The following is a 19,636-nucleotide window of genomic DNA, read 5'->3' on the forward strand; positions in this document are numbered from 1 at the left end:
TGCACTCAGTATCAGGGCAAAAGCAGCCAAAAAGTATGTTGTAACAACTCAGTCCAAACACGATGAGCCAATAGCCCCTAATATCCTTAATCGTGATTTTGCCGCACAGACTCCAGCCACCAAATGGGTCAGCGACATCACCTATTTTCGAATTAATCGTCAGTGGTGTTATCTGACGGTTATCCTGGACCTGGCCGATCGCTATGTAGTGGGGTGGACCATTAGCGATAGGATGAGTTCAAAGAAAACTACCGAAGCTGCTTTTAAGCGGGCAATCGCCAATCGTCCTCCCAGAAAAGGGATGATATTCCACTCCGATCGCGGAGTACAATATGCCTGCGACGATTTTCGTCGCCTGCTTAATAGCTGCGGATGCCAACAAAGCATGTCTCGAAAAGGAAACTGCTGGGATAACGCTGTAGCCGAATCCTTTTTCAAAACTATCAAAACAGAGTGCATCATGAAGCACCACTTTACCAGTAAAGAACAGGCCTTCACCGTCCTTTTTCGTTATATTGAGGGCTGGTACAATACCAGACGTATCCACTCTGGTATAGGAGGTATTTCTCCGAAAGAAATGTATTATCGATTAACTCAACTAAAACAGACAGCCTAGCCCAATTCACTGTCCACGATTCTGAGGAGTTCCAGGGAGAAAGCAGCCCTCTCCCAATCTCCTGTTCACCCCGTCTCCCAATCTCCCGGTCACCCCATCTCCTAGTCACCTAGTCTCCCCGTCTCCCTCATCTCATCCGGTACCAGCACTCACTGCCCCACTCCCCCATCAATCGGCGGCGGCCCCGGAGGCACCATGCCTTTGTATTCGTAATCTCCCTTACGTTCCTTGAACTCTTCCTGCACTTTGGCCCGGAGTTCGGCGTCTTCAAAAAGATCGACCATGGTCATCGATAGTGCTTTGGCGGCGTAGGCCATACCTTTGTGGCCGATCGACATGCCGCCGCAGGCCACTACCGCCCACGAGTGCCAGGGGGTACCTTTGGGTGCCGTAGTGGCACTCAGCCGGATCGTCGGCACCACAAAACTGACGTCGCCCACGTCCGTAGAACCGCCCATCGGATGCTCCTGGGTTTCTTCCAGGGGGTTGATCTCCGATTCGATCCCGACCTGCTCTTTGCCGGTTGACTCCTGTATCTTCTTGGCAAATTCCTGTTCGGCATCAGTATATTCGATCGCTCCGAGGTATTCCAGATTTTGTTGCAGGCGCGCGCCGCCGGTACGATTCACCAGGACCTCGTGAATGCCCGATACCAGACTGACCTCATGCTCCACATTCGCCATGATGGCGGCTCCTTCGGCCATACGTTCTACCTGTTTCCATACTTCCTCCATGCCGGAGCGCTTGGTGTCGCGTACCCGTACCCAGATGCGGGAATAGTCCGGGACGACATTGACCACCTGACCGGCATCCTGGATGTGATAATGGATCCGGACGGTGGGTTTGATGTGCTCCCGGTACATGTTGATGCCATCGGTATACAATTCCAGCGCATCCGAGGCGCTGCGGCCGTTCCAGGGGTCGGCGGAAGCGTGGGCCGCCTGCCCTTTGAATTCTACGATAAAATCCACCAGCGCCAGCGAGCTCTGAACATTGGCTTTGGTTTCAGCGGAAGGATGCCAGTCCATAACCACATCGACATCATCGAACAGACCGGCCCGGATCATCCAGAGCTTTCCGAAGAATTTCTCCTCGGCGGGGGTTCCGTAAAAACGGACCGTTCCCTTCAGTTGGCCGGCTTCGATCAGTTCTTTGATTGCCACGGCGGCCCCCAGAGAAGCCGTACCGAACAGGTTGTGCCCGCAGCCGTGTCCGGCAGCACCGGCATGCAGCGGATCTTTTACCGGTACCGTTTTCTGGGAAAGGCCGGGCAGCGCGTCGAACTCTCCGAGAATACCGATCACCGGACTGCCGGAACCGAATTCGGCGGTGAAGGCAGTGGGGATCTCGGCCAGTCCCCGCTTCACCGTAAAGCCGTTGGCTTCGGCGTAGTCCGCCAGGGCTTTGGCGGATTGGGTTTCCTGGAAAGCGATCTCTTCGAAGGACCAGATCTTATCACTCAGATCGGTTAATTCGCCGAATTTTTCGTCAATGGTGGCGATGACGGCCTGTTTGTTCTTATTGACCTTTGCCTTGGGCTGCGCATAGCCGAAGACACCCAGGCAAAGGACGAGCAGGATAGTAAATGATACTTTCATAATTATTTTTGCTATTCTTGAGTTTGCTAATATACTGCCAAATATGAACCCTATCAAAAAATCGATCCTTCTTGCTTTAAGTCTCCTTATTTTCACCCCGATCGCCCCGGCGCAATTGGCCGTCAGCCCCAACGGACGCCATCTGGTCCGGCAGGATGGGCGCCCATTTTACTGGCTCGGAGATACCGGTTGGGCGCTGTTGCAAAAGATCGACCGGGAAGAGGTCAAATTCTACCTCAAAGCCCGGGCCCGGCAGGGTTTTTCGGTGATCCATGCCGCCGCCGTTCACCAAAATCCCTTCGTTACGCCCCCTTTGTCGAATAGCTACAACGATCCGGCATTCATCGATGACGATCCTACCCGGCCGGCCATCACTCCCGGGAATGATCCCGATGACCCGGAGGCGTACGACTACTGGGACCATATCGAGTACATCATCAATACGGCGGACCGCTACGGTTTGTACATCAATTTCCTCCCGGTCTTCAACATGGCGGAAGGTGATGGATACAATCTCCTCACGCCGGAAAACGCCTACGAATACGGCCGGTTTATCGGCAATCGTTTTAAGGATAAATCCAACATCATCTGGTGTATAGGGGGAGACGTACTGGCCGATAACGAGCTGCGCAAGTCGGTCTGGAACCTGCTGGCCAAAGGCGTTAACGAAGGCGTAAGCGGGACCGAAGATTACACCAAAACCCTGATGACCTTCCACACCCGGGGTGGTCATTCCTCCAGCGATTATTTTCCCGATGCGGAGTGGCTCGACTTTCACATGCTGCAAACCTGGGATTCCTACACCAGGATCTACGATGTAGTTTCGGCCGATTACCGGCGCGAACCCGTCAAACCGATCCTGCACGGTGAAGGTGCCTACGAAGACGGCCCGGAATATCCGACCAAACCCATCACGCCCTTCGTGATCCGCAAACAGGCCTACTGGGCTATGTTTGCCGGCGGGCTGCATACCTACGGCAACTCCAACGTGTGGAGTTTCGGCACCAACCCCAAATACGTCAGTGCGGACTGGAAAGAGGCGGTTTTCTCTCCCGGAGCGAAACAGGCAGGCCTGAGTAATAAGATCATGACCGCTCAACGCTGGTGGGAACTCATTCCCGATCAGTCCCTGATCCTGTCCGGTGCCAATGACGGTAACCTCCTTAACGCCGCTATGCGTTCCCGGTCGGGTGACCGGATCCTGGTCTATTTTTCGAGTGAAACGTCCCTCAGTCTGGATCTTTCGCGGATCGGAACCACGGCCCCACCCAGGGCATTCTGGATCAATCCCCAGACGGGGAAAAAACAAAAGATCGGGAAATTGGACCGGGGCCAATCCAGTCACACCTTCACCCCTCCATCCGGTTGGGAAGATGCTTTATTAGTAATCAGAAGCCGAAAATAGTCCCAGAATGAAAAAGCTCATTCAAATTATTGCTCCATTATAGTAACCAAACCGTCTGGAATTGTATTGATGTGATATAGAGTCGTCGAATTTACCACTTTCTATAGCTAATATTTCATAGATATGGAGCCTCCCTGCGTAGGAGGTACTTCATTCATTTACATTTAATCTGTTAACCTAAAACCTTAACTGTATGAGACTATTGTATGTCTTTTCCATTCTCTTACTGCTTTGCCAGGAAAGTCTGGCTCAGATCACTTACGCCTCAACCCTGAAAAGCGAAATTCTACAAATGAGGCAATTTGATAGTGGGGACCTCATCTCTACCGGCAATTTAGAACACGACGCCCTTATTTTTAACGATGAAAATGAGGCCGCCGGCATCACTTACCTGCGTACTCTCCTCAACAAGGACGGCCTGGCTTTTATCAACGGGGGAAGCTGGCTCTCCGCTCAGCTTTACAACAGTATCGGTGCTTCGGGGGCTTTAGACCTGCATGCCGGCGGAGGCACCGGTCTTATCTTTTCGGTAGGCCCCGATGGAGCTGATGCCACCCAGGGCGAGCTGTATTTGTACGATCAGGGTCTCACCAAAGTAAATATGCGGATCATTTCCGAGGCCGGTGTCGCCCGTACTTACGGTCAAAACGGGTTTGAAAATGCCTCCCTGACCTGGCCAACCGGCAGACCGAACGCCGGCTACGTGATCGCTCAGGATCCCGCCGGGCAGATCCAGGCCGGCCTCATCGTTAATGCCGACGGTAGCGGTTCGGTATTTGCCGATACCAAAAACTTCCGCATGGCACACCCCGAGCAGCCCGGCAAGGAGATCTGGTACGCCAGTCTGGAAGGTCCCGAAGCGGCCGCCTACGAGCGGGGCACGGCCCAATTGCAATACGGCCAGACCTTTATCCCGTTTTCCGATCATTTCCGACTGGTAGTCAATCCCGAGACCATGACCGTTATTCTAACCCCGCATTCGGCCGACACCTACGGTCTGGCGGTAGTTGAAAAAACAGCAGAGGGTTTCCGGGTGCAGGAATTCAAAGGTGGAAAAGGTAATTTCAGTTTTGACTGGGAAGTCAAAGGCGTGCGTAAAGGCCACGAAAACTACCGGGTCATCCGGGAGGCCAGCGAGGTAGCGGCGGGCCATATGGAAACGCCCCGTACCCTGCAGGAAGAAGCTACTTCACCCCAGGAAAATATGGTACCCAAAGCGGACGGAACAGAGGAGGAGACGGCGAATACTACCGAGATCCGGCTGCAACAAAACCGACCCAATCCGGCCGGCGGGCAGACCGTCATCGGTTATTCCATTCCGGCTACGAGCCGTTCGGCCGAATTACAGATCTTTGATGTTACCGGAAAATTGGTCCGGCAGTTCCGACTGGATCCCGCGCCGGATGGAAAAGTGGAGATCCCGGGTAATTCACTGGTTCCCGGTACTTACAGCTATTCGCTGATTGTGGATGGAGTGCTGAAGGCCAGCCGGCAGATGGTCATTACCCGATAGGGTCCTTTAGCATTTGTTACTGGTGATCATTAAGATGGTCAGTTACCGCAAACAATGGTAACTGACCATCTTAATGATCCGGGTAAAGTAAAGTTCAGCGTTGACACCATTCCGGCAACTTCCCGCCGGAACTTCCAATTTGCATCACTGCCCATCTATTTACGGTTTACCGTTTTCGTTCCTATACTACCGAACATATTCGGATATATAGTTACACCGATACTGAATTGCCGAAACTTATCGGAATTGTTATCGTTGGTACACCAGGCCCAGCCGTATTCCGGACGGACTACGTATTTATCCAGGTCGGTACTCAGCCCAAGACCGGCGTTGAAGGCCATGTAATTCCAGCCATCTTTGTGAAAAGCGTGAATGAACTTGGAAGAAGTGTTCAGTTCAATGTACTTATTGAACGGCACGGTAGCCAACAGGGTAGGATGGATTTCCCAGGTATCTTCTATTTTCCCCTGGAAGTCTCCGCCAAAGGCGAAACCTACCGGTACGTAGACGGAGAAGATGTTATCTACGATCTCATACTTCGGCCCAAAACCCAGTACGTTGACATTGCCGCCGTCGTCCGCAACGGTAATGTGCTCAAACCGCACCCGCATATCCAGGTCTTCGGTGATACCGTAGGCGGCCTGCAGGCCGATTTGTTCCTGCACCTTTTCGGATGCCATGATAAATTCACCGTCCCGGTACTCTCCGTTATTTACCGTAGCGTAACCGGCGGTCAATTCTACCTGCCCTTTACCCGCCGTTCGGGCACTTTGTAACTCAGAAAATACCGGAGCACAGCCGGACATGAAGAGGCCGTAAAACCCGATGGCCAGCCCCATTGCCATAATTTGGAGTCTCGTTTTCATCGTTCTAGTTTTTTGGATAGGGCATGCAAGGTAACCTATCCGATGAGTGAATGACAGGCTACTGGGTGCAGTGTTTGATGTACTTGGCGCAAAGGGGAGTTTTCGATTAGTGGTCAGATGAGCGCCTCGGCAAGGGTATTTCCTGTGGGAGATCTGTTTATTTGGGATGTCTGGAGGTGGGGCGCTTTGCGATCCAGTTTGCCCCAACTCCTTCTTGTTCGCGATCGCTGATCTCTTTTTCAAATTACTAGTTACGCTCTTTTCGGACGGGTATCAATGACGGAAATCAGGATAAGAAAAAACTTTTCAAAAGCTAAGGATGATCAATGTCAGGGTAATGCGAACGGACTATACTGAGGAACTCCGAAGCATTGCTGGCCTCCTGATCTCCAAGTCTCCAAGTCTTCGAATCTGCTCATTTTAAAAAAAGGTCCAATGGTATGGAAAAATACCCGAGGGAAGCATAGGATAAGCGTTCAGGCTTTTTCCATGCTCCGGATTTACTCGTCTTCTCCTTTTCCTATCCGACCGGATTAAGAGCCTATCCAGCAACCGTTTTTGCCGTCGAAAATGACCAGATCTGGGTGCTCACGAAGTCATTTTCGAGTTTCGTAGCAGCGCTACGGAAGGAGAAAATGACGAAATGAGGTTCCATAGATGGTTATTTTAAGACCAAAGGATGGTCTTTGGATAGGCTCTAAGTTCCCCCGGAACTCATGTGATACTTTTGTAATAATTCCGTGAAAGTATTGCAAAGCTTAGCCTTTAATATTGTAAGTGGTAATAATACCAACACCCTTACTAAATATTTTGCACCATGAGGCAACCTGCTTACTTACTAACATTTTTACTTTTTTTCGGAATTTTATTCAGTCTAACCGCTCAACCTACCTACTTCAAAGTTAAAGTCGAAAATGTAGGCGAAGCTTATCCCTTTTCCCAGAGTGGGGTCTTCCATACACCTGTGGGAGCAGCAGCTCCGGGTCCGATTTTACCCGGAGGAGTTTACGAATTTGACTTTGAAGCTGCGCCCGGAAGTTACCTGTCTTTTGCGACCATGTTCGTACAGTCCAACGACCTTTTTTACGCGCCGGCTGAATCCGGCATCGCTTTGTACGACGAAATGGGGAACCCGATGACGGGCGACCTGACGGATCAACTCCTGCTCTGGGATTCCGGTACGGAAATCAACCAGGCTCCCGGGGAAGGTGCCGATCAGGCGCCGCGTCAGAGCGGTATGGACGTGGGTATGGCCGATCCGGATAATACCGTCCGCCTGGTCAATGATAGCTACGATTATCCGATGACCGGTGAAGTCATCCGTTTTACCCTTATTCACAATGGCGGTACTTCTTTTACCGGACAGATTGAAAATGTATCTACGTCCGCTACGCTGGCGCTGTCCGACGGATCTACGGTAGCCGTACCGCTGGCTCCCGGAGTGTTTGTGGTACACACGGCCCCGGCGCCCCTGTTTACGGAAGGGGAAATGGATCGCGGCGAAGGCCTGGAAGGCGTTGCGGAGGATGGAAACACCGGCCTCCTGGGCGAAACCATTCATGCCCATACGGGCATCACTCCGGTTTTATCACCGGGCGCTTTTGTGGTACACGGCGGGATGGATCCTTTATTTAGTGCCGGTGAGATGGATCGCGGGGAAGGATTGGTTGCAATAGCTGAAGATGGCAACCCGGAAATGCTGGCCCTCGTATTACAAAATGCCACCAGTATGACCGGTGGTGCATTCGCCGTTCCAGTTGGTGGAAGTGGTCCGGCCCCCATTGGCCCCGGTGGCGCGTACGAATTTGTTATCGCTTCCGGTCCTACCGGTAAATTATCCCTGGTAAGCATGTTCGTCCAGTCCAATGATCTTTTTTACGCGCCGGACGGTATGGGGGTGGCGCTCTTTACGGAAAACGGCATGCCAGTTTCGGGCGATATTACCGAATATTTTGATCTCTGGGACGTAGGGTCGGAAATAAATGAGATCCCCGGTATCGGACTCAACCAGGCACCCCGCCAAAGTGGGGCGGATACCGGAGCCGACGATCCCGATAATACCGTACGGCTGGTAAACGACGGCTTTACCTATCCGGCGGATGAATCGGTAATCAGGGTGACGCTGATGCCGCTGGAAACGACACAATTTACGGTGCGCGTAGAAAACGTCTCTACTCCGGAAACCCTGCCGACCGGCGACGGAAGTTCGGTAGCGGTACCTCTTTCCCCCGGGTTCTGGGCCTTACACGCTACGCCTGCTCCCCTCTTTTCAGTGGGTGCCCCGGATCGGGGTCAGGGTCTGGAAGAGATCGCAGAGGATGGTGATCCGGCGGTACTTGCCGAAACATTAGCCGGGAAGATGGGTACACCGCGCGGAGCTTTCACTACTCCGGCCGGAGGCATGGATCCGGCTCCGGCATTTCCCGGTGAAGCTTACGAATTTACGATTACCGCCGCTCCGGGAATCTACCTTTCCTTAGCAACGATGTTTGTGCAATCCAATGACCTCTTTTACGCACCCGGGGAAATGGGAGTTCCCCTGTTTGACGAAAACGGAGATCCGATCTCCGGAGATATTACAGAGTATTTTGACCTCTGGGATGCCGGTACCGAAGAAAACGAACAACCCGGAGTAGGTCCCAATCAGGCACCCCGTCAGAGCGGACCGGATATGGGAGCCATGGACATGGATGACCTGGTACGCCTGGTTAATGATGCCTACAGCTATCCCGCGGATGAGGACGTGATCAGGGTGACCATCAATCCGGTAGTTGAGACGGGAACGGCCAAAATTCAGGTCATTCACGCTGCGGAAAGCCAGACCCTTGAAGTTAAAATAAACGGTGCAGTGATCAGCCCGGCCTTTGCTTATCGTACCGCCACTCCTTATCTGGAAGTACCCGCCGGTACACCACTGACCATTGAACTGACTCCCGTCGGTGGTCCGATCCCTGCCGATCAGGTCGAAACGATCGAAGTAGAATTGGAAAGCGGCGAAACCTACGTAGCCGCCGCTTATGGCACTTTTGATCCTGATGACGAATTCCCTTTTGGCGTCGCTCTTTTCAGTCCGGCAGTCGCAACCGCCGAGTCGGGTAACGTAGCTTTATCCTTCTTCCACGGAGCAAACGGTGTAGGAGTCGTAGAGGTATTGCATAACGGCAGCTCCTTGTTCAGCGGTGCCGCTTACAGCACATTTGACGATTTCGTGGATTTTCCTGCTGCCGATTTTGAATTGAGTATTCCCGGATTGGGTGATTATGAGGGATCCTTTGGTTTCTGGAGCGGCAAATCTGCCGTTATTTTTGCCAGCGGAACGGCCGGCAGCAGCGATATTCAACCCTGGGTAGCGTTGAGCAACGGTGGGACCTATCCGCTTTCCATGATTGACAACTTCGTAGATAACGGTATTTCAGTCGAGCACCTGAATGGTACGGCTACGGCCACTACCCCACCAACTGCTGTGGTATTTCCTAACCCTGCAAAAGGGCTCACTACCTTACAGTACGAACTTCCGGAGTCCACCCGGGTCAATATTCGACTGAGTGATCTACGCGGTAACCTGATCAGAACTATTTATCAGGGGACGGCCGCCGAGGGTGTCCATCAGATTACCGAAGATATCAGTGATCTCCCGGGCGGAATGTATCTCTATTCCATCGTAACGGACGAAACCGTACAAACCCTGCGGCTGATGGTTCGCTAATAACAAAGGCCAGACCCCTGAAGAAATGAAAGGCAATGATCAGGGGACTTTGAGACGGGGAGACCGGGAGAATTGGGGACCAGGAGACCCCAGTCTCCCCATCTCCCCGTCTCAATATTAATCACCGCACCCACCCTTTTAATGCGCCGCCAGTGCCGGATCGCCCAACTCCTGGAGCAGCCCACTGAAATAACCGAGCGTTACGTGGGCTTTTTCCTGGTAGTCCGCATCTTCCATCAACAGCCGGTGTAATTTTGGTAAATGGTAAAAAGGCACTCCGGGGTATAGATGATGCTCCAGGTGGTAACCTACCTGATGCGGTGCCACGATCAAACGCTCCAGCCAGTTGGCCTTTACCGAACGGGTGGACGTCAGCAAATGATCGTAAGCCAGTTCGCCGAAATGCTCAGCCACACTGCGGATATACTGGAACATAAAAAAGGTAGACAGATACGGTACGATCCAGAATAGGAGGTAATATTTCCAAAGCCCGGATACGGTCAGAGCGGTTACCAAAAGCGCATAAAACAGCAATTGCTGGCGCGGGTACCCCAGCGTTTGTCCCGATCTATCCCGCGCCGATCCAAACCTTTTGAAAAACCAGACGGCATCCTTTGCGCCCTGGACCAGCGTCAGGTAAGACAGAATGGTCCACAGGAATTCGGATCTCGTTTTGGGGAAGATAAACTCGCGTTTGGTGAGCTTCGCCACCCAGTCCGGATCGTGTTCCGTGTTCAGGTGCTGGTGGTGGGCCAGATGGTTCTGACGGTATTTCTCGATGGACGTAAACAAGGGATACATCGTCAGCCAGTTGGTAAGCCGATCGTTCCACTTACGGTTTTTCAGGAAGCGGTAATGTGTGGCATCGTGCATCAGTATCGCCAGGGCGTGCATGCGGGCACCGATCAGGATAACGGCCAGCAGGTACGATACCGGATTGAAAAACCGGATGCAGATCAGTGCGGCAAAGACAATAACCAGCCAGTCGAAAGCCATAGCCACTGCGTGCCGCCAGGCGCTGGTTCGAAAAAGGGGTTTCATCGATTGGGGGTTTATCTGCAACTGCAGATCCCGGGCATCGTGTTGTTTCATGATTCTTAATATTTTGTGGATAGTCAATTAATTTGGTCAGCTCGGCAATGGTTACCGGGCTCAGTTGTGATCTCTCCGTTCAATTCGCTGCAGAAAGGAATTGATGTGATCGTACCACTGCCGGAAACCTTCCCGCAACCAGATACTCTGCACGTATTCCCGGATTTTCACAGCGCCCTGAGTGGTGAGCACTTCCGCGGTCCGGCAATCCGTCACGATCGGGACCACCCCGATCCGGATATCCCGATAGGTCTCGGCGATACGGTGGTGCAGGGCCCGGAGGACCGACGCCCGCTGCCCACCGTCCAGATCCTGGTCCAGAATGTAATACGCCCGGTTTTCCAGGAAACTGAAATTGAGCCCCAGTGGTGCCCGGTTGGCAATCGAGCAGGCAACGATCTGACCGCTGCGGCTATCCCGCACTTTCCAGACTTTCCGAAAACGCTGGAGGCCATACCGCTGGAAAACCCGGCCGATCTGCCGTAATTCAATATCCGGCTGGTCCAGTTCTTCGGCCCGGACAAAAACTTCACCGTATTGATTTTTCACAAACCGGCTCAGTTCCGGGTCCAACCCGGCAACTTCTTCCACCGTATAACCTCCGTTTTGCGGCCGGACGGGAGTGGCCGTCAGGGGCAGGTGCAGATAGTGATGGTGGAGAAGCGCGGACTTCCGGTCGCCCAGTTTTTCAAACATGCTGGCGAATACCCGGTACGCGTACCGGTTGTTAGGGCGGAACCAGTTTTGGGAAGCGCGGACTTCCTCCTCGGTAAATTGATGCTCAAAGATGAACTGGGCTTCCAGCATGATCCGGAGCGACAGATGAGGGTTCCCGGTGGAAACCAAATGCTGGGCAAACATGCCGTAATTGCTCTGCTTCCAGAGGCTGATTGAGGCAAAATTCGGTTCCTTCTTCCGGTCGTTTGCACTGAGTATCCACAAAAGGCGCTCCCTGGAATTGGCCAGTAATCGCCAGTGATCGGTGATCTTTGGCAGATGTGGAGCCAGTAATTTTTTCTTGGCGGGATACAAAAAGCCGACGGCTTCGTACTTGGCGAATACCCGCTCGATGGAGCATTGATTGGTCTGGATCTTTGGGGCACGGGCATAGTGATCCCCGTTCATGTTGGTTAGCATGATGTTTAGTTTTAAGTGTTCCAGATCTCAGTTATTTCACTCCGACCGGCGTTCCGTAATAGCAAAACTCCGGCCGGTTCTACCGGGTTGCCGGTAAAGGAATACATCCGCAAAGCGTAAATCCATACGCCTCACGGATCCAGGGGATCCATAAACTAAAAATCTGGTTACTTCGAAAAATTGGAACTGCAGGAAGGTGAGCGGATCGGCACTGTTAAGGGCGGTCCGCCTGGGTCTTGCCTGCCTGATCGATCATTTTGCGGTTGCAATTTGCGTGGTGAGCGGCGATCTGCCGGAAGCGGCAACTATCTTAGTGCATACCCCGGGTTTGTGGGTAAAGCAATGTTGCCAGGAACCGGCACAGATCTGCTGCGGGTGAACTATACAACATTTAAGCACAAGAAACACGGCCGGGATCCCTGACTGCTAGTTTCAGGTATTCCGCCGGATCAATACGCTCCGGGTCGTACAGGCTACCGTACCACACGATCTCTACCGCGTTTTAAGATGGATGGAAAATAATGCCGAAGATTACCTGGCATTTGATGGAATTTGAAAGTTGTCTCATTGTCAGGACGTTTAGGGTTAGTCAAAAAATTGTGTTTTCGGGTTTTCAGGCCATCACATTGGAATTTCCGGCCCATTCACCCCTTCCATCAGAAAGGCATTTTTTGGTTTTTTCTCTGTCCTTATATTTCTCTTAGATGACTTCAAACCGAATTATGGTGGATATACCGGGTAAATCCCCACTTTAGGTTTTAAATTACCGGCAAGTTCTCCATTTAACGGTTGCTGTGCATCCGCAAAAAGCAGGGTTTGGGGAAACAGGTAGAAATACCTGGTTTTATCCTTTTCGCTTTTGCGAACTATAAGAAAAAGAGAAAGCTGCCTAATGGGAACCACTTAATTTTCACGGTCCGGCCTGCTGCGTGATCAATAACTTTACTGCTGCCCGGTCGATGTCCGTCCGTTTAATAAATAATTTTCAAGGATCAGCATCAAATAAACCGTGAGTTTCAGTTGGCTCAGATAAACAGCCTTCTTCCAGAGAAAATTATTGGAATTAGCATTTTCATGTTACTAATAATTACCCAGTACCGAACTGGTCTCTTACTCCAATAATGTCGGCATTTTCACGATTGCAACCTGCCGTTGAAAATTATTTGCAAAATATGGGTACCAGCGGCCATTTTCAGCGGATCCTATTACCCATATCATTAAAAATTTTTATCTTGAGTTGCTGCCTATTTTATAAGTTCCCCGCTCTCAAACAAGCATCAGCAGATGTCTCCGCAATATTCTTTATTAGAAATTAGAGCTGAATTTCAAGATACAATACCTGCTACAGGTTGCAAATCGCAAAAAGTCAACATTAAAGTACCAGAGGAATGACGGATCGAGAAATCCCCGAAGCCATTAAACGGGGCGATCAGCGAGCAGAACAATATTTTTACCGAGAGAATAAAGAGCCATGTATTCACTACGCTTGCAAAAGGTTCTTTTGGAAAAATAAAGAAGGAATCAGCATCAGGTGCTCCCCGGAAGATGCCGAAGAGCTTTACAATGATGCCTGTGCGCTTTTCATTCAAAACATATTGAAAGACCGGATCGATCAGCTGGAGATAAAGATCTCTACCTATCTGATCAAGACCATGCAGTATTTCTGGTACAACAAGGCGCGGGTGGCCAGCAAACCCAGGCCGGAAAGCCCGCCGGAGGAGATTGCTGAGACTGCAAAGGAATCCATGCGGATCAATGTTCAAAGAGCCATCGCTCAATTGGACGATAAGTGCCGGGAAATGATGACCTACCGCTACATACTCGGTTGGGAAGACTACGAAGACATCGCTCAGGCCACCGGCAAAAACAATGGCGATGTAGTACGAAACCTGATCAGTAGATGCCGGAAGCGATTTCGCGAGCTCTACGTAGCAGTCACCAATCTCAGTGATATTTAAAATCCGGTTGACCATGAAAAATTTAGACGAAACAGATATACAATTATTGGAGGACTACTGGCAGGGGCAACTGGATGCAACCGCAAGTGCCGCACTCGAGCAAAGATTGGCAGAAGATCCTGTTTTTGCGGCCGCCGCCGGCGAATGGAAATTGCTGCTGGAAGAGGGCTTTGGCCCAGCTTCCGGAGAGCGCCGGGAACTGGAAGCAATTAAGATCCGACTGAAAAGTTACGCTGAAACGGAAGGAAAACCGCCAAAGGATACTCAACCAACTCCTTCTACTAACGAAAAAGCCCCCGCATTACGCAGGATCTACCTGGCGGTAGCGGCGGCGGCAGCCGTCCTGTTATTGTTCCTGTTTACGCCGCTCAAAAATATCTTTCAGCCCGATGATCCCTACGCAGAATATTTTGCCCATCTGCCGCGGGATAATGCCAATTTGAGCGACGATGCCGAAACGGGGCAGGAAGCATATGACCGGCAGGATTACAAAACGGCATATCCTTTGCTGCTGGAGGAAGTGGCGGCCGGTGGAGATAGTTTAAACCTGATCTACGCCGGAGTGGCGGCGGTGGGTAGCGGGCAGGGAGCAGAAGCGATCTCGATCCTGGAACCTTTGCTGCAGTCGGATAAATGGCAGTTCTACCAGGAGGAGATCAGATGGTACCTGGCATTGGCCTATGTAAATCGCCGGGAAGCAGACAAAGCAAATGATCTGCTGAACGCCATCGTCCGGTCGAATGCGTCTTATGCTGAGGAAGCTGCGTCTCTGCTACAACAACTTGAATAATCCAATTATTTATTTCACCTAAACCCAATCGTCATGGCAATAAGTTTTTTGGAAAAACATTCTAGCAAACAATTATCAAGAATACAGCGTATTGATAGGATTGCAAGTAGAGAAAGGCAACCTGATTTTATCCATATGATGTCCATCAATGGCCGGGAAGTCGCTTTTCTCGGTGACCAGGTGCCTGACCCCGACCGTTTTTTGCAACATTTCATGCGGGTTGACAGAATGGTGATCCCCCAGTTTGCCCAAATGGTAAACTACGATGTACTTAAACAAATCATTGAAAAAGGCTTCGACGACAAAGCCGTATCTACTTCAGTCAAGGACCTTTTGTACGCTACAGAATTAGATCGAAGCATTCTCCTGGATGTTTGTGGTAGTGTAAGTACGCATTCTCGACCACAAATGAATTTTCATCATTGTGAAAACTTTCGCCCGGAAAAGATCGCGTACAAAGGCTTGCATTCACTTACCTATGGAAGAACTGACGACAATTGTTCAGGATCTCATATCACATCCTATTTCAAAGGTAACCAGCTGCTACATAAGTTAGTTTTTTTCTATTTATCGGCTGAAGATTTTAAAAGATCGGATGCTATAGAAGAAGCAAAATACCACCGAATTCATCGAGGAGAGCCCCCAAGAGAGTTTTCGATAAGCTTGCCCATCAAAGCTAAATTACAGATATTCTTTGATGAACAAAACGGGGAGATTTCGGAAAAACCAATAGGACTCGATTGGGAAGCGGTTCAGGGTGTTTTTCTATTACCGATGCAAAGCCCCAATGGAGGTATTATATACCAATGTATTTTGAATGTAGATGGGAAGAGAAGCGCGAACCTTAGACAGTCCACCAAAGAAAATTTAGCGTTATGGATTGACGCAATGGAAAAATTTAATCATTCTACCAACCACCAAGATCAAGAATTCTTTATAGGTATAGATGATCTATACAGCTGCTGTATGGATAATTGGTCCTGTAGCATTGCGAAAAATGCTTATCCGGTTGTAGGAAATTCCGAAGAGCTGTTATTACCTGAAGTGCTGGAAGGAGAAGTATTACGCATATAAAAGGTTGAAATAGTCAATTTAATTTAGCGCCACCATGCCTGCCCAAAACCGAGGGTAGGCATGTCGTTTTTTAGTTACTGCGTCTAAATATTCAAGTTTAGCCCGATGCAGCGCTGCGGTAGCATTTTTCCCCCGCATGAGGTGAGCGTAAAAGTAATTGAGTAATGGTCCGGTTGTAGTCTGTGGGATTAAAAATTGCGCTGCAATAATTTCCGGAATGCCAGAGTTGGTGAAAGACCTGGCCAGGCTAAAGGTTCCTTCTCCGGCCTGAGGCGCTCCGGTAGCAGATTCACAGGATGCCAGGATAAGTAACTTACCTTTGAATTTTTGTTTGTATAATTCAAAGCCATAAAGCCTTTCTTCCGGACCCTCTCCAAAATTTATCTGATTATCGTACCGATTACTACGGCTACTACGAGCATGCAGTAACAAATGGAGTACGTCAAAGCGATCGTGGTTTTCTAAAAAGATCTGCTTTCCGCCCTTTTGTTGATTGAAAACGTGATAATTATCTTTAAATCCCGATTGGATAGCTTGTTCAATCACCTGCAAACCGTTCGTATTATTCAATTCTGGTGTGGTCCAGAACCCAATGGTTTGGTTTCTAAAATCCAGTTGCTTTTTTTCCTGATTTACTTTGAAGGTCTTCCAGGATGATGCATATACCGTTTCTACCTGTAGTAGCAAATATGGAAGGGTTTTGAAATTTAAATCGGTGCTATCCGGATCGATGCTTAAAAATGCTTCGAAGGGTATCGGGTCGAGTAACTGGTCCGGGATAATCACAAGCTGATCAATACGGGAAAGTCGATCGGCAAAAGGCCCGATCAGGATATCGTATAAAATACGGGCCGATTGCACATAGCGGCTGACTGTATTTTCATCCAGCACGACCGCTTCTTCAATGCTTTTGCGGTAATCTTCAACGGCTTCCCTGAGCAAGGAATAATTATTTGTTTCCCTGAATAAAATGCTGGTATCCGAATCGACATACATCCCGAATAAGTGACCCGGAGCCGAGTAATAATGTATTACCCCCCGGGATTTTCCCAAATACTTCTGAATATCGGTTACGGTTTGTGGGGTGTCCAATGCATTAGAGGTGAATGAGCTTAATCTCTCCCGTCTCCGGTATTCCAGCTTACGGAGCAGACCGACCAATTTATCATTATCCAAATGATCGGATCTATTCTTTTTTTCCGTATTCAAGGAAAATAATAACTGATTAAGCTGCCCCTGCAGGATCCGTATGCTGTCCGTTAAAGAATATTGTTTTTCTTCCTTACCCGGCTGTTTTAACATGTCCCGGTATAATAAAAATGATTTCAAAAATTCCATATACTGGAGTGCCTTATCCTGCCAGTGCAGGTCCCTGGTCGCTGACCACCCTTCAAAAGCTGCTTCCAAAGCCTTACTGTAGGTTTTGTTGCCCGCTTCAAACTGATAAGTCAAAAAGGCATCTTCATCTACATGTAGCAGGCTCTTAACACTGTGTTTTACCGCAAAATCAAAATAAGCGTCTGCCAGTTTCAAGTCCTGCAAATCTCCTTTATGCAAATAATTTTTAAAAAATTCCTCAGCAACGTATCCACTGGTAATCAGACATTTACTGCGAGTACTATCCATTCGGGTAACGGCCTCCGGTTGGCGAATGTCAACTCCTTCTTCTATGCAACCGTACAGGATCAAACTTTTTTTAGCAAAAAATGCAGCGTTATCAAATTGATTTAGCATGCCATTAGCCATCCTCAGGCAATAATAAGCTTCTGCCAGTTCCCAATAAGTAAAATAAGGATCCTCATGTTCTTGACTTAAGAACGCTGTGTAGTATTTTATCATCTTGTCCGGGTCTTTAAGGATATTGTAATATCCCAATAGACGATTATAGTGGGGACGCCATCCTCGCCGATCCCGGAAGGTTTGTTCAAACAGATCCATGGAAGCAAAAAAAGCGGTGGAGTCACCAAACCGGCAAACGTTAATGATCCAGTTCTCATAAAAGGTCATCAGGCCTTCATCCTGATTGGCCTCAGCAATGGCGATCGCCTTTTTAAAGATGGAATCAGCAGAGTGATACAGCTTGCTTTTCCGTTTATGCAATCGTACAGGATCTTCTCCGATAAGCGCGTCTCCGCGTTTTTTTACCATATTCCCCAGCTGACCCCAGGCCCGGGCTTCCAGCCATTTGTTCTCAGTGGGTAGGGCCTTTATCCTTTCCAGCGCCCTTTGACCATGGTACGTCCCCCTTTCGTGCGCTCTATCCAGTAAACTACTAAAGCCCAGTACGTAATCCATTTCCCAATCATAAGGTTCGATCTCAGGATTTTTAAGAAAAATGTTATTAAGCTGTAAAGCGTAATAATGAATGGAGTCGATGAGGTTGCCTTGATCATAGTGCATTAAAACGAGCGGTATTAATGTCAATCCCTGAGCTGTTTTAATGTGGCCGGGTGGGTATAGTCGATAAAATGCCTGTAATGCCTTCCGGCTATACATAAGAGCAGAGTCCGGAGCTTGCTGCAACAAGTAATAGCGCCCCTTATTAAAATGATAATCTGCCAATAAAACAGGAGGAAGATGGGCAGTCCGGGCTAGTAACTCCTCAGTTTTCACCCAGTAATCTTCCAGGTCCTTGGTTTTGTTGACTATTAAGTGGCAGTAAATTATTTGGTTTAAGGCAAAAAGTGAATCTTCCCTGTTTAGATCGGGGCTAATTAAGGCCTCTCTATATGCGTTGGCAGCTTCGAAAAAATATCGCTTATACCTTAAATTATTGGCGTTACTGAATTTAGGAGAAGAAGAATAAACATCTATGATCTTTTCCGAAATCACCCGCTGATCGGTAAAGGTACAGCCCGATAGAGCCCATTGCACAACAAGGAAAATAATTAAATAAAGGGGCAGGTTCAGTTTCATTTCCGTAAAACCAGGCTTCATTTATTGGATGAATGTTTATATTTACTTTAATAATAAACAAATTAATCCGGTTCCAAAGATGATTTCCGTAATTATTCCAACTGCGGGTAATAACCCGGAAAGGATAATCAATTTGCAGGAGACCCTACAGTGCCTGCGGAATCAATCCTACAGCGATTGGGAATTGATCATCGTAGAACAAAGTCTGGATGGAAATTTCTACAACGATCAAATTCCTTGCGATCAATATATTCCTATCCAGGACCCGGAGAACCGAGGGTTCAATCTGGGATGGGTCAATAATGTAGGTGCCGGCGTAGCAAAAGGTAACCGGCTGGTAATTATGAACGGTGATATTGTTTTTGCCGACGGGCTGTTGGAAAGCGTAGCTAATTTTAAGGGGGCCCCCTTCTTTATCGCTTCCACTTATACCATTTGGACTACCCGTAAGCAAAAAGAAGAATTCTTAAAATCCCGTGATCTGACTGCATTATTGGATATATCGGACGTCCCCGAAAGCCCTTTCCTGGATATATGGGCTACTAACCTCGCTATTGCCTACGATCGGGATTGGTATCTAAACACGTTCGGAGGATATCTTGAAAATTTTTTTAGGTGGGGATGGGAAGAAATAGAGGCAGTAAACAGAATTCTTAACATTCTTGAAATCAGGAATTCAGAGCTAGAACAAATCAAGGGTACAGGAATTGCGCATCTCTTTCACACCAACCGGGACCAGCGATCCCATATGAAAAACCGGAAAATTTTCACAGTATTTAGATGTCAGGATCCGAAAGTGATCTGCACGGCATTGCAAGCAAAAGGTGTTGGTAATCCAAAGCTTCCCAATCCAATCAGTGTTCCTACCAAAAGACGAATGAGAAATATAGTCTAAAATAAACATCCCGGATTTTGAAATAACTTCAAAATCCGGGATGCCAAACTCTAAGCAAATGCGACCTCAC

The 19,636-nt window shown here is 49.2% G+C and carries 13 protein-coding genes; 8 read left to right on the top strand and 5 right to left on the bottom strand.

The features are described from left to right. Positions 1-616: IS3 family transposase (locus CRP01_RS36220; RefSeq protein WP_143473699.1), on the top strand; the 616-nt coding region annotated here is incomplete at its 5' end. A 149-nt stretch (positions 617-765) separates the two neighbouring features. On the opposite strand, the gene CRP01_RS36225 is transcribed toward CRP01_RS36220, so the two are convergent. Beyond that, entirely contained in the window at positions 766-2,214 is a 1,449-nt protein-coding gene (locus CRP01_RS36225) for an amidohydrolase (protein WP_099154988.1), read from the bottom strand. A 43-nt stretch (positions 2,215-2,257) separates the two neighbouring features. Here CRP01_RS36225 and CRP01_RS36230 point away from each other — a divergent pair, with 43 nt between their 5' ends. Together CRP01_RS36230 and CRP01_RS36235 are read left to right on the top strand one after the other, a co-directional pair. Further along, positions 2,258-3,619 (top strand): apiosidase-like domain-containing protein, encoded by a 1,362-nt coding sequence (locus tag CRP01_RS36230; RefSeq protein ID WP_099154989.1) that lies wholly within the window; start codon positions 2,258-2,260, stop codon positions 3,617-3,619. Between the two features lie 193 nt (positions 3,620-3,812). Beyond that, positions 3,813-5,132: a T9SS type A sorting domain-containing protein gene (locus CRP01_RS36235; protein WP_099154990.1), complete on the top strand. Its 1,320-nt coding sequence runs from the start codon at positions 3,813-3,815 to the stop codon at positions 5,130-5,132. Positions 5,133-5,287: 155 nt separating this feature from the next. On the opposite strand, the gene CRP01_RS36240 is transcribed toward CRP01_RS36235, so the two are convergent. After that, positions 5,288-5,998, bottom strand: coding sequence for a hypothetical protein (locus CRP01_RS36240; protein ID WP_143473700.1), 711 nt, complete (start codon positions 5,996-5,998; stop codon positions 5,288-5,290). An 817-nt stretch (positions 5,999-6,815) separates the two neighbouring features. Here CRP01_RS36240 and CRP01_RS36245 point away from each other — a divergent pair. Continuing rightward, entirely contained in the window at positions 6,816-9,704 is a 2,889-nt protein-coding gene (locus CRP01_RS36245) for a spondin domain-containing protein (protein WP_099154992.1), read from the top strand. A gap of 138 nt (positions 9,705-9,842) precedes the next feature. On the opposite strand, the gene CRP01_RS36250 is transcribed toward CRP01_RS36245, so the two are convergent. Both CRP01_RS36250 and CRP01_RS36255 read right to left on the bottom strand, forming a co-directional pair. After that, positions 9,843-10,796 carry a fatty acid desaturase family protein gene (locus CRP01_RS36250; RefSeq protein ID WP_099154993.1) on the bottom strand — a complete coding sequence of 318 codons (954 nt, stop codon included), beginning with the start codon at positions 10,794-10,796 and terminating at the stop codon, positions 9,843-9,845. A gap of 60 nt (positions 10,797-10,856) precedes the next feature. After that, positions 10,857-11,933 (bottom strand): hypothetical protein, encoded by a 1,077-nt coding sequence (locus tag CRP01_RS36255; protein WP_099154994.1) that lies wholly within the window; start codon positions 11,931-11,933, stop codon positions 10,857-10,859. Positions 11,934-13,321: 1,388 nt separating this feature from the next. Between CRP01_RS36255 and CRP01_RS36260 the strand changes: the two genes are divergently transcribed. From CRP01_RS36260 to CRP01_RS36270, 3 genes are read left to right on the top strand one after another with little or no spacing between them, the layout of a single operon-like run. Beyond that, positions 13,322-13,891 (top strand): RNA polymerase sigma factor, encoded by a 570-nt coding sequence (locus CRP01_RS36260; RefSeq protein ID WP_099154995.1) that lies wholly within the window; start codon positions 13,322-13,324, stop codon positions 13,889-13,891. A gap of 13 nt (positions 13,892-13,904) precedes the next feature. Continuing rightward, positions 13,905-14,681: a tetratricopeptide repeat protein gene (locus tag CRP01_RS36265; RefSeq protein WP_099154996.1), complete on the top strand. Its 777-nt coding sequence runs from the start codon at positions 13,905-13,907 to the stop codon at positions 14,679-14,681. A 33-nt stretch (positions 14,682-14,714) separates the two neighbouring features. Beyond that, entirely contained in the window at positions 14,715-15,755 is a 1,041-nt protein-coding gene (locus CRP01_RS36270) for a hypothetical protein (RefSeq protein WP_099154997.1), read from the top strand. 18 nt (positions 15,756-15,773) lie between these two features. On the opposite strand, the gene CRP01_RS36275 is transcribed toward CRP01_RS36270, so the two are convergent. After that, the gene (locus tag CRP01_RS36275) at positions 15,774-18,692 is read right to left on the bottom strand and encodes a CHAT domain-containing protein (RefSeq protein WP_099154998.1); all 2,919 of its coding nucleotides are present in this window, start codon (positions 18,690-18,692) and stop codon (positions 15,774-15,776) included. 7 nt (positions 18,693-18,699) lie between these two features. Between CRP01_RS36275 and CRP01_RS36280 the strand changes: the two genes are divergently transcribed. Next, positions 18,700-19,566, top strand: a complete 867-nt coding sequence (locus CRP01_RS36280) for a glycosyltransferase family 2 protein (RefSeq protein ID WP_099154999.1) — start codon at positions 18,700-18,702, stop codon at positions 19,564-19,566. Positions 19,567-19,636 lie beyond the last annotated feature (70 nt).

The organism is Flavilitoribacter nigricans DSM 23189 = NBRC 102662, assembly GCF_002646595.1.
GTDB classification, from domain to species: domain Bacteria; phylum Bacteroidota; class Bacteroidia; order Chitinophagales; family Saprospiraceae; genus Flavilitoribacter; species Flavilitoribacter nigricans.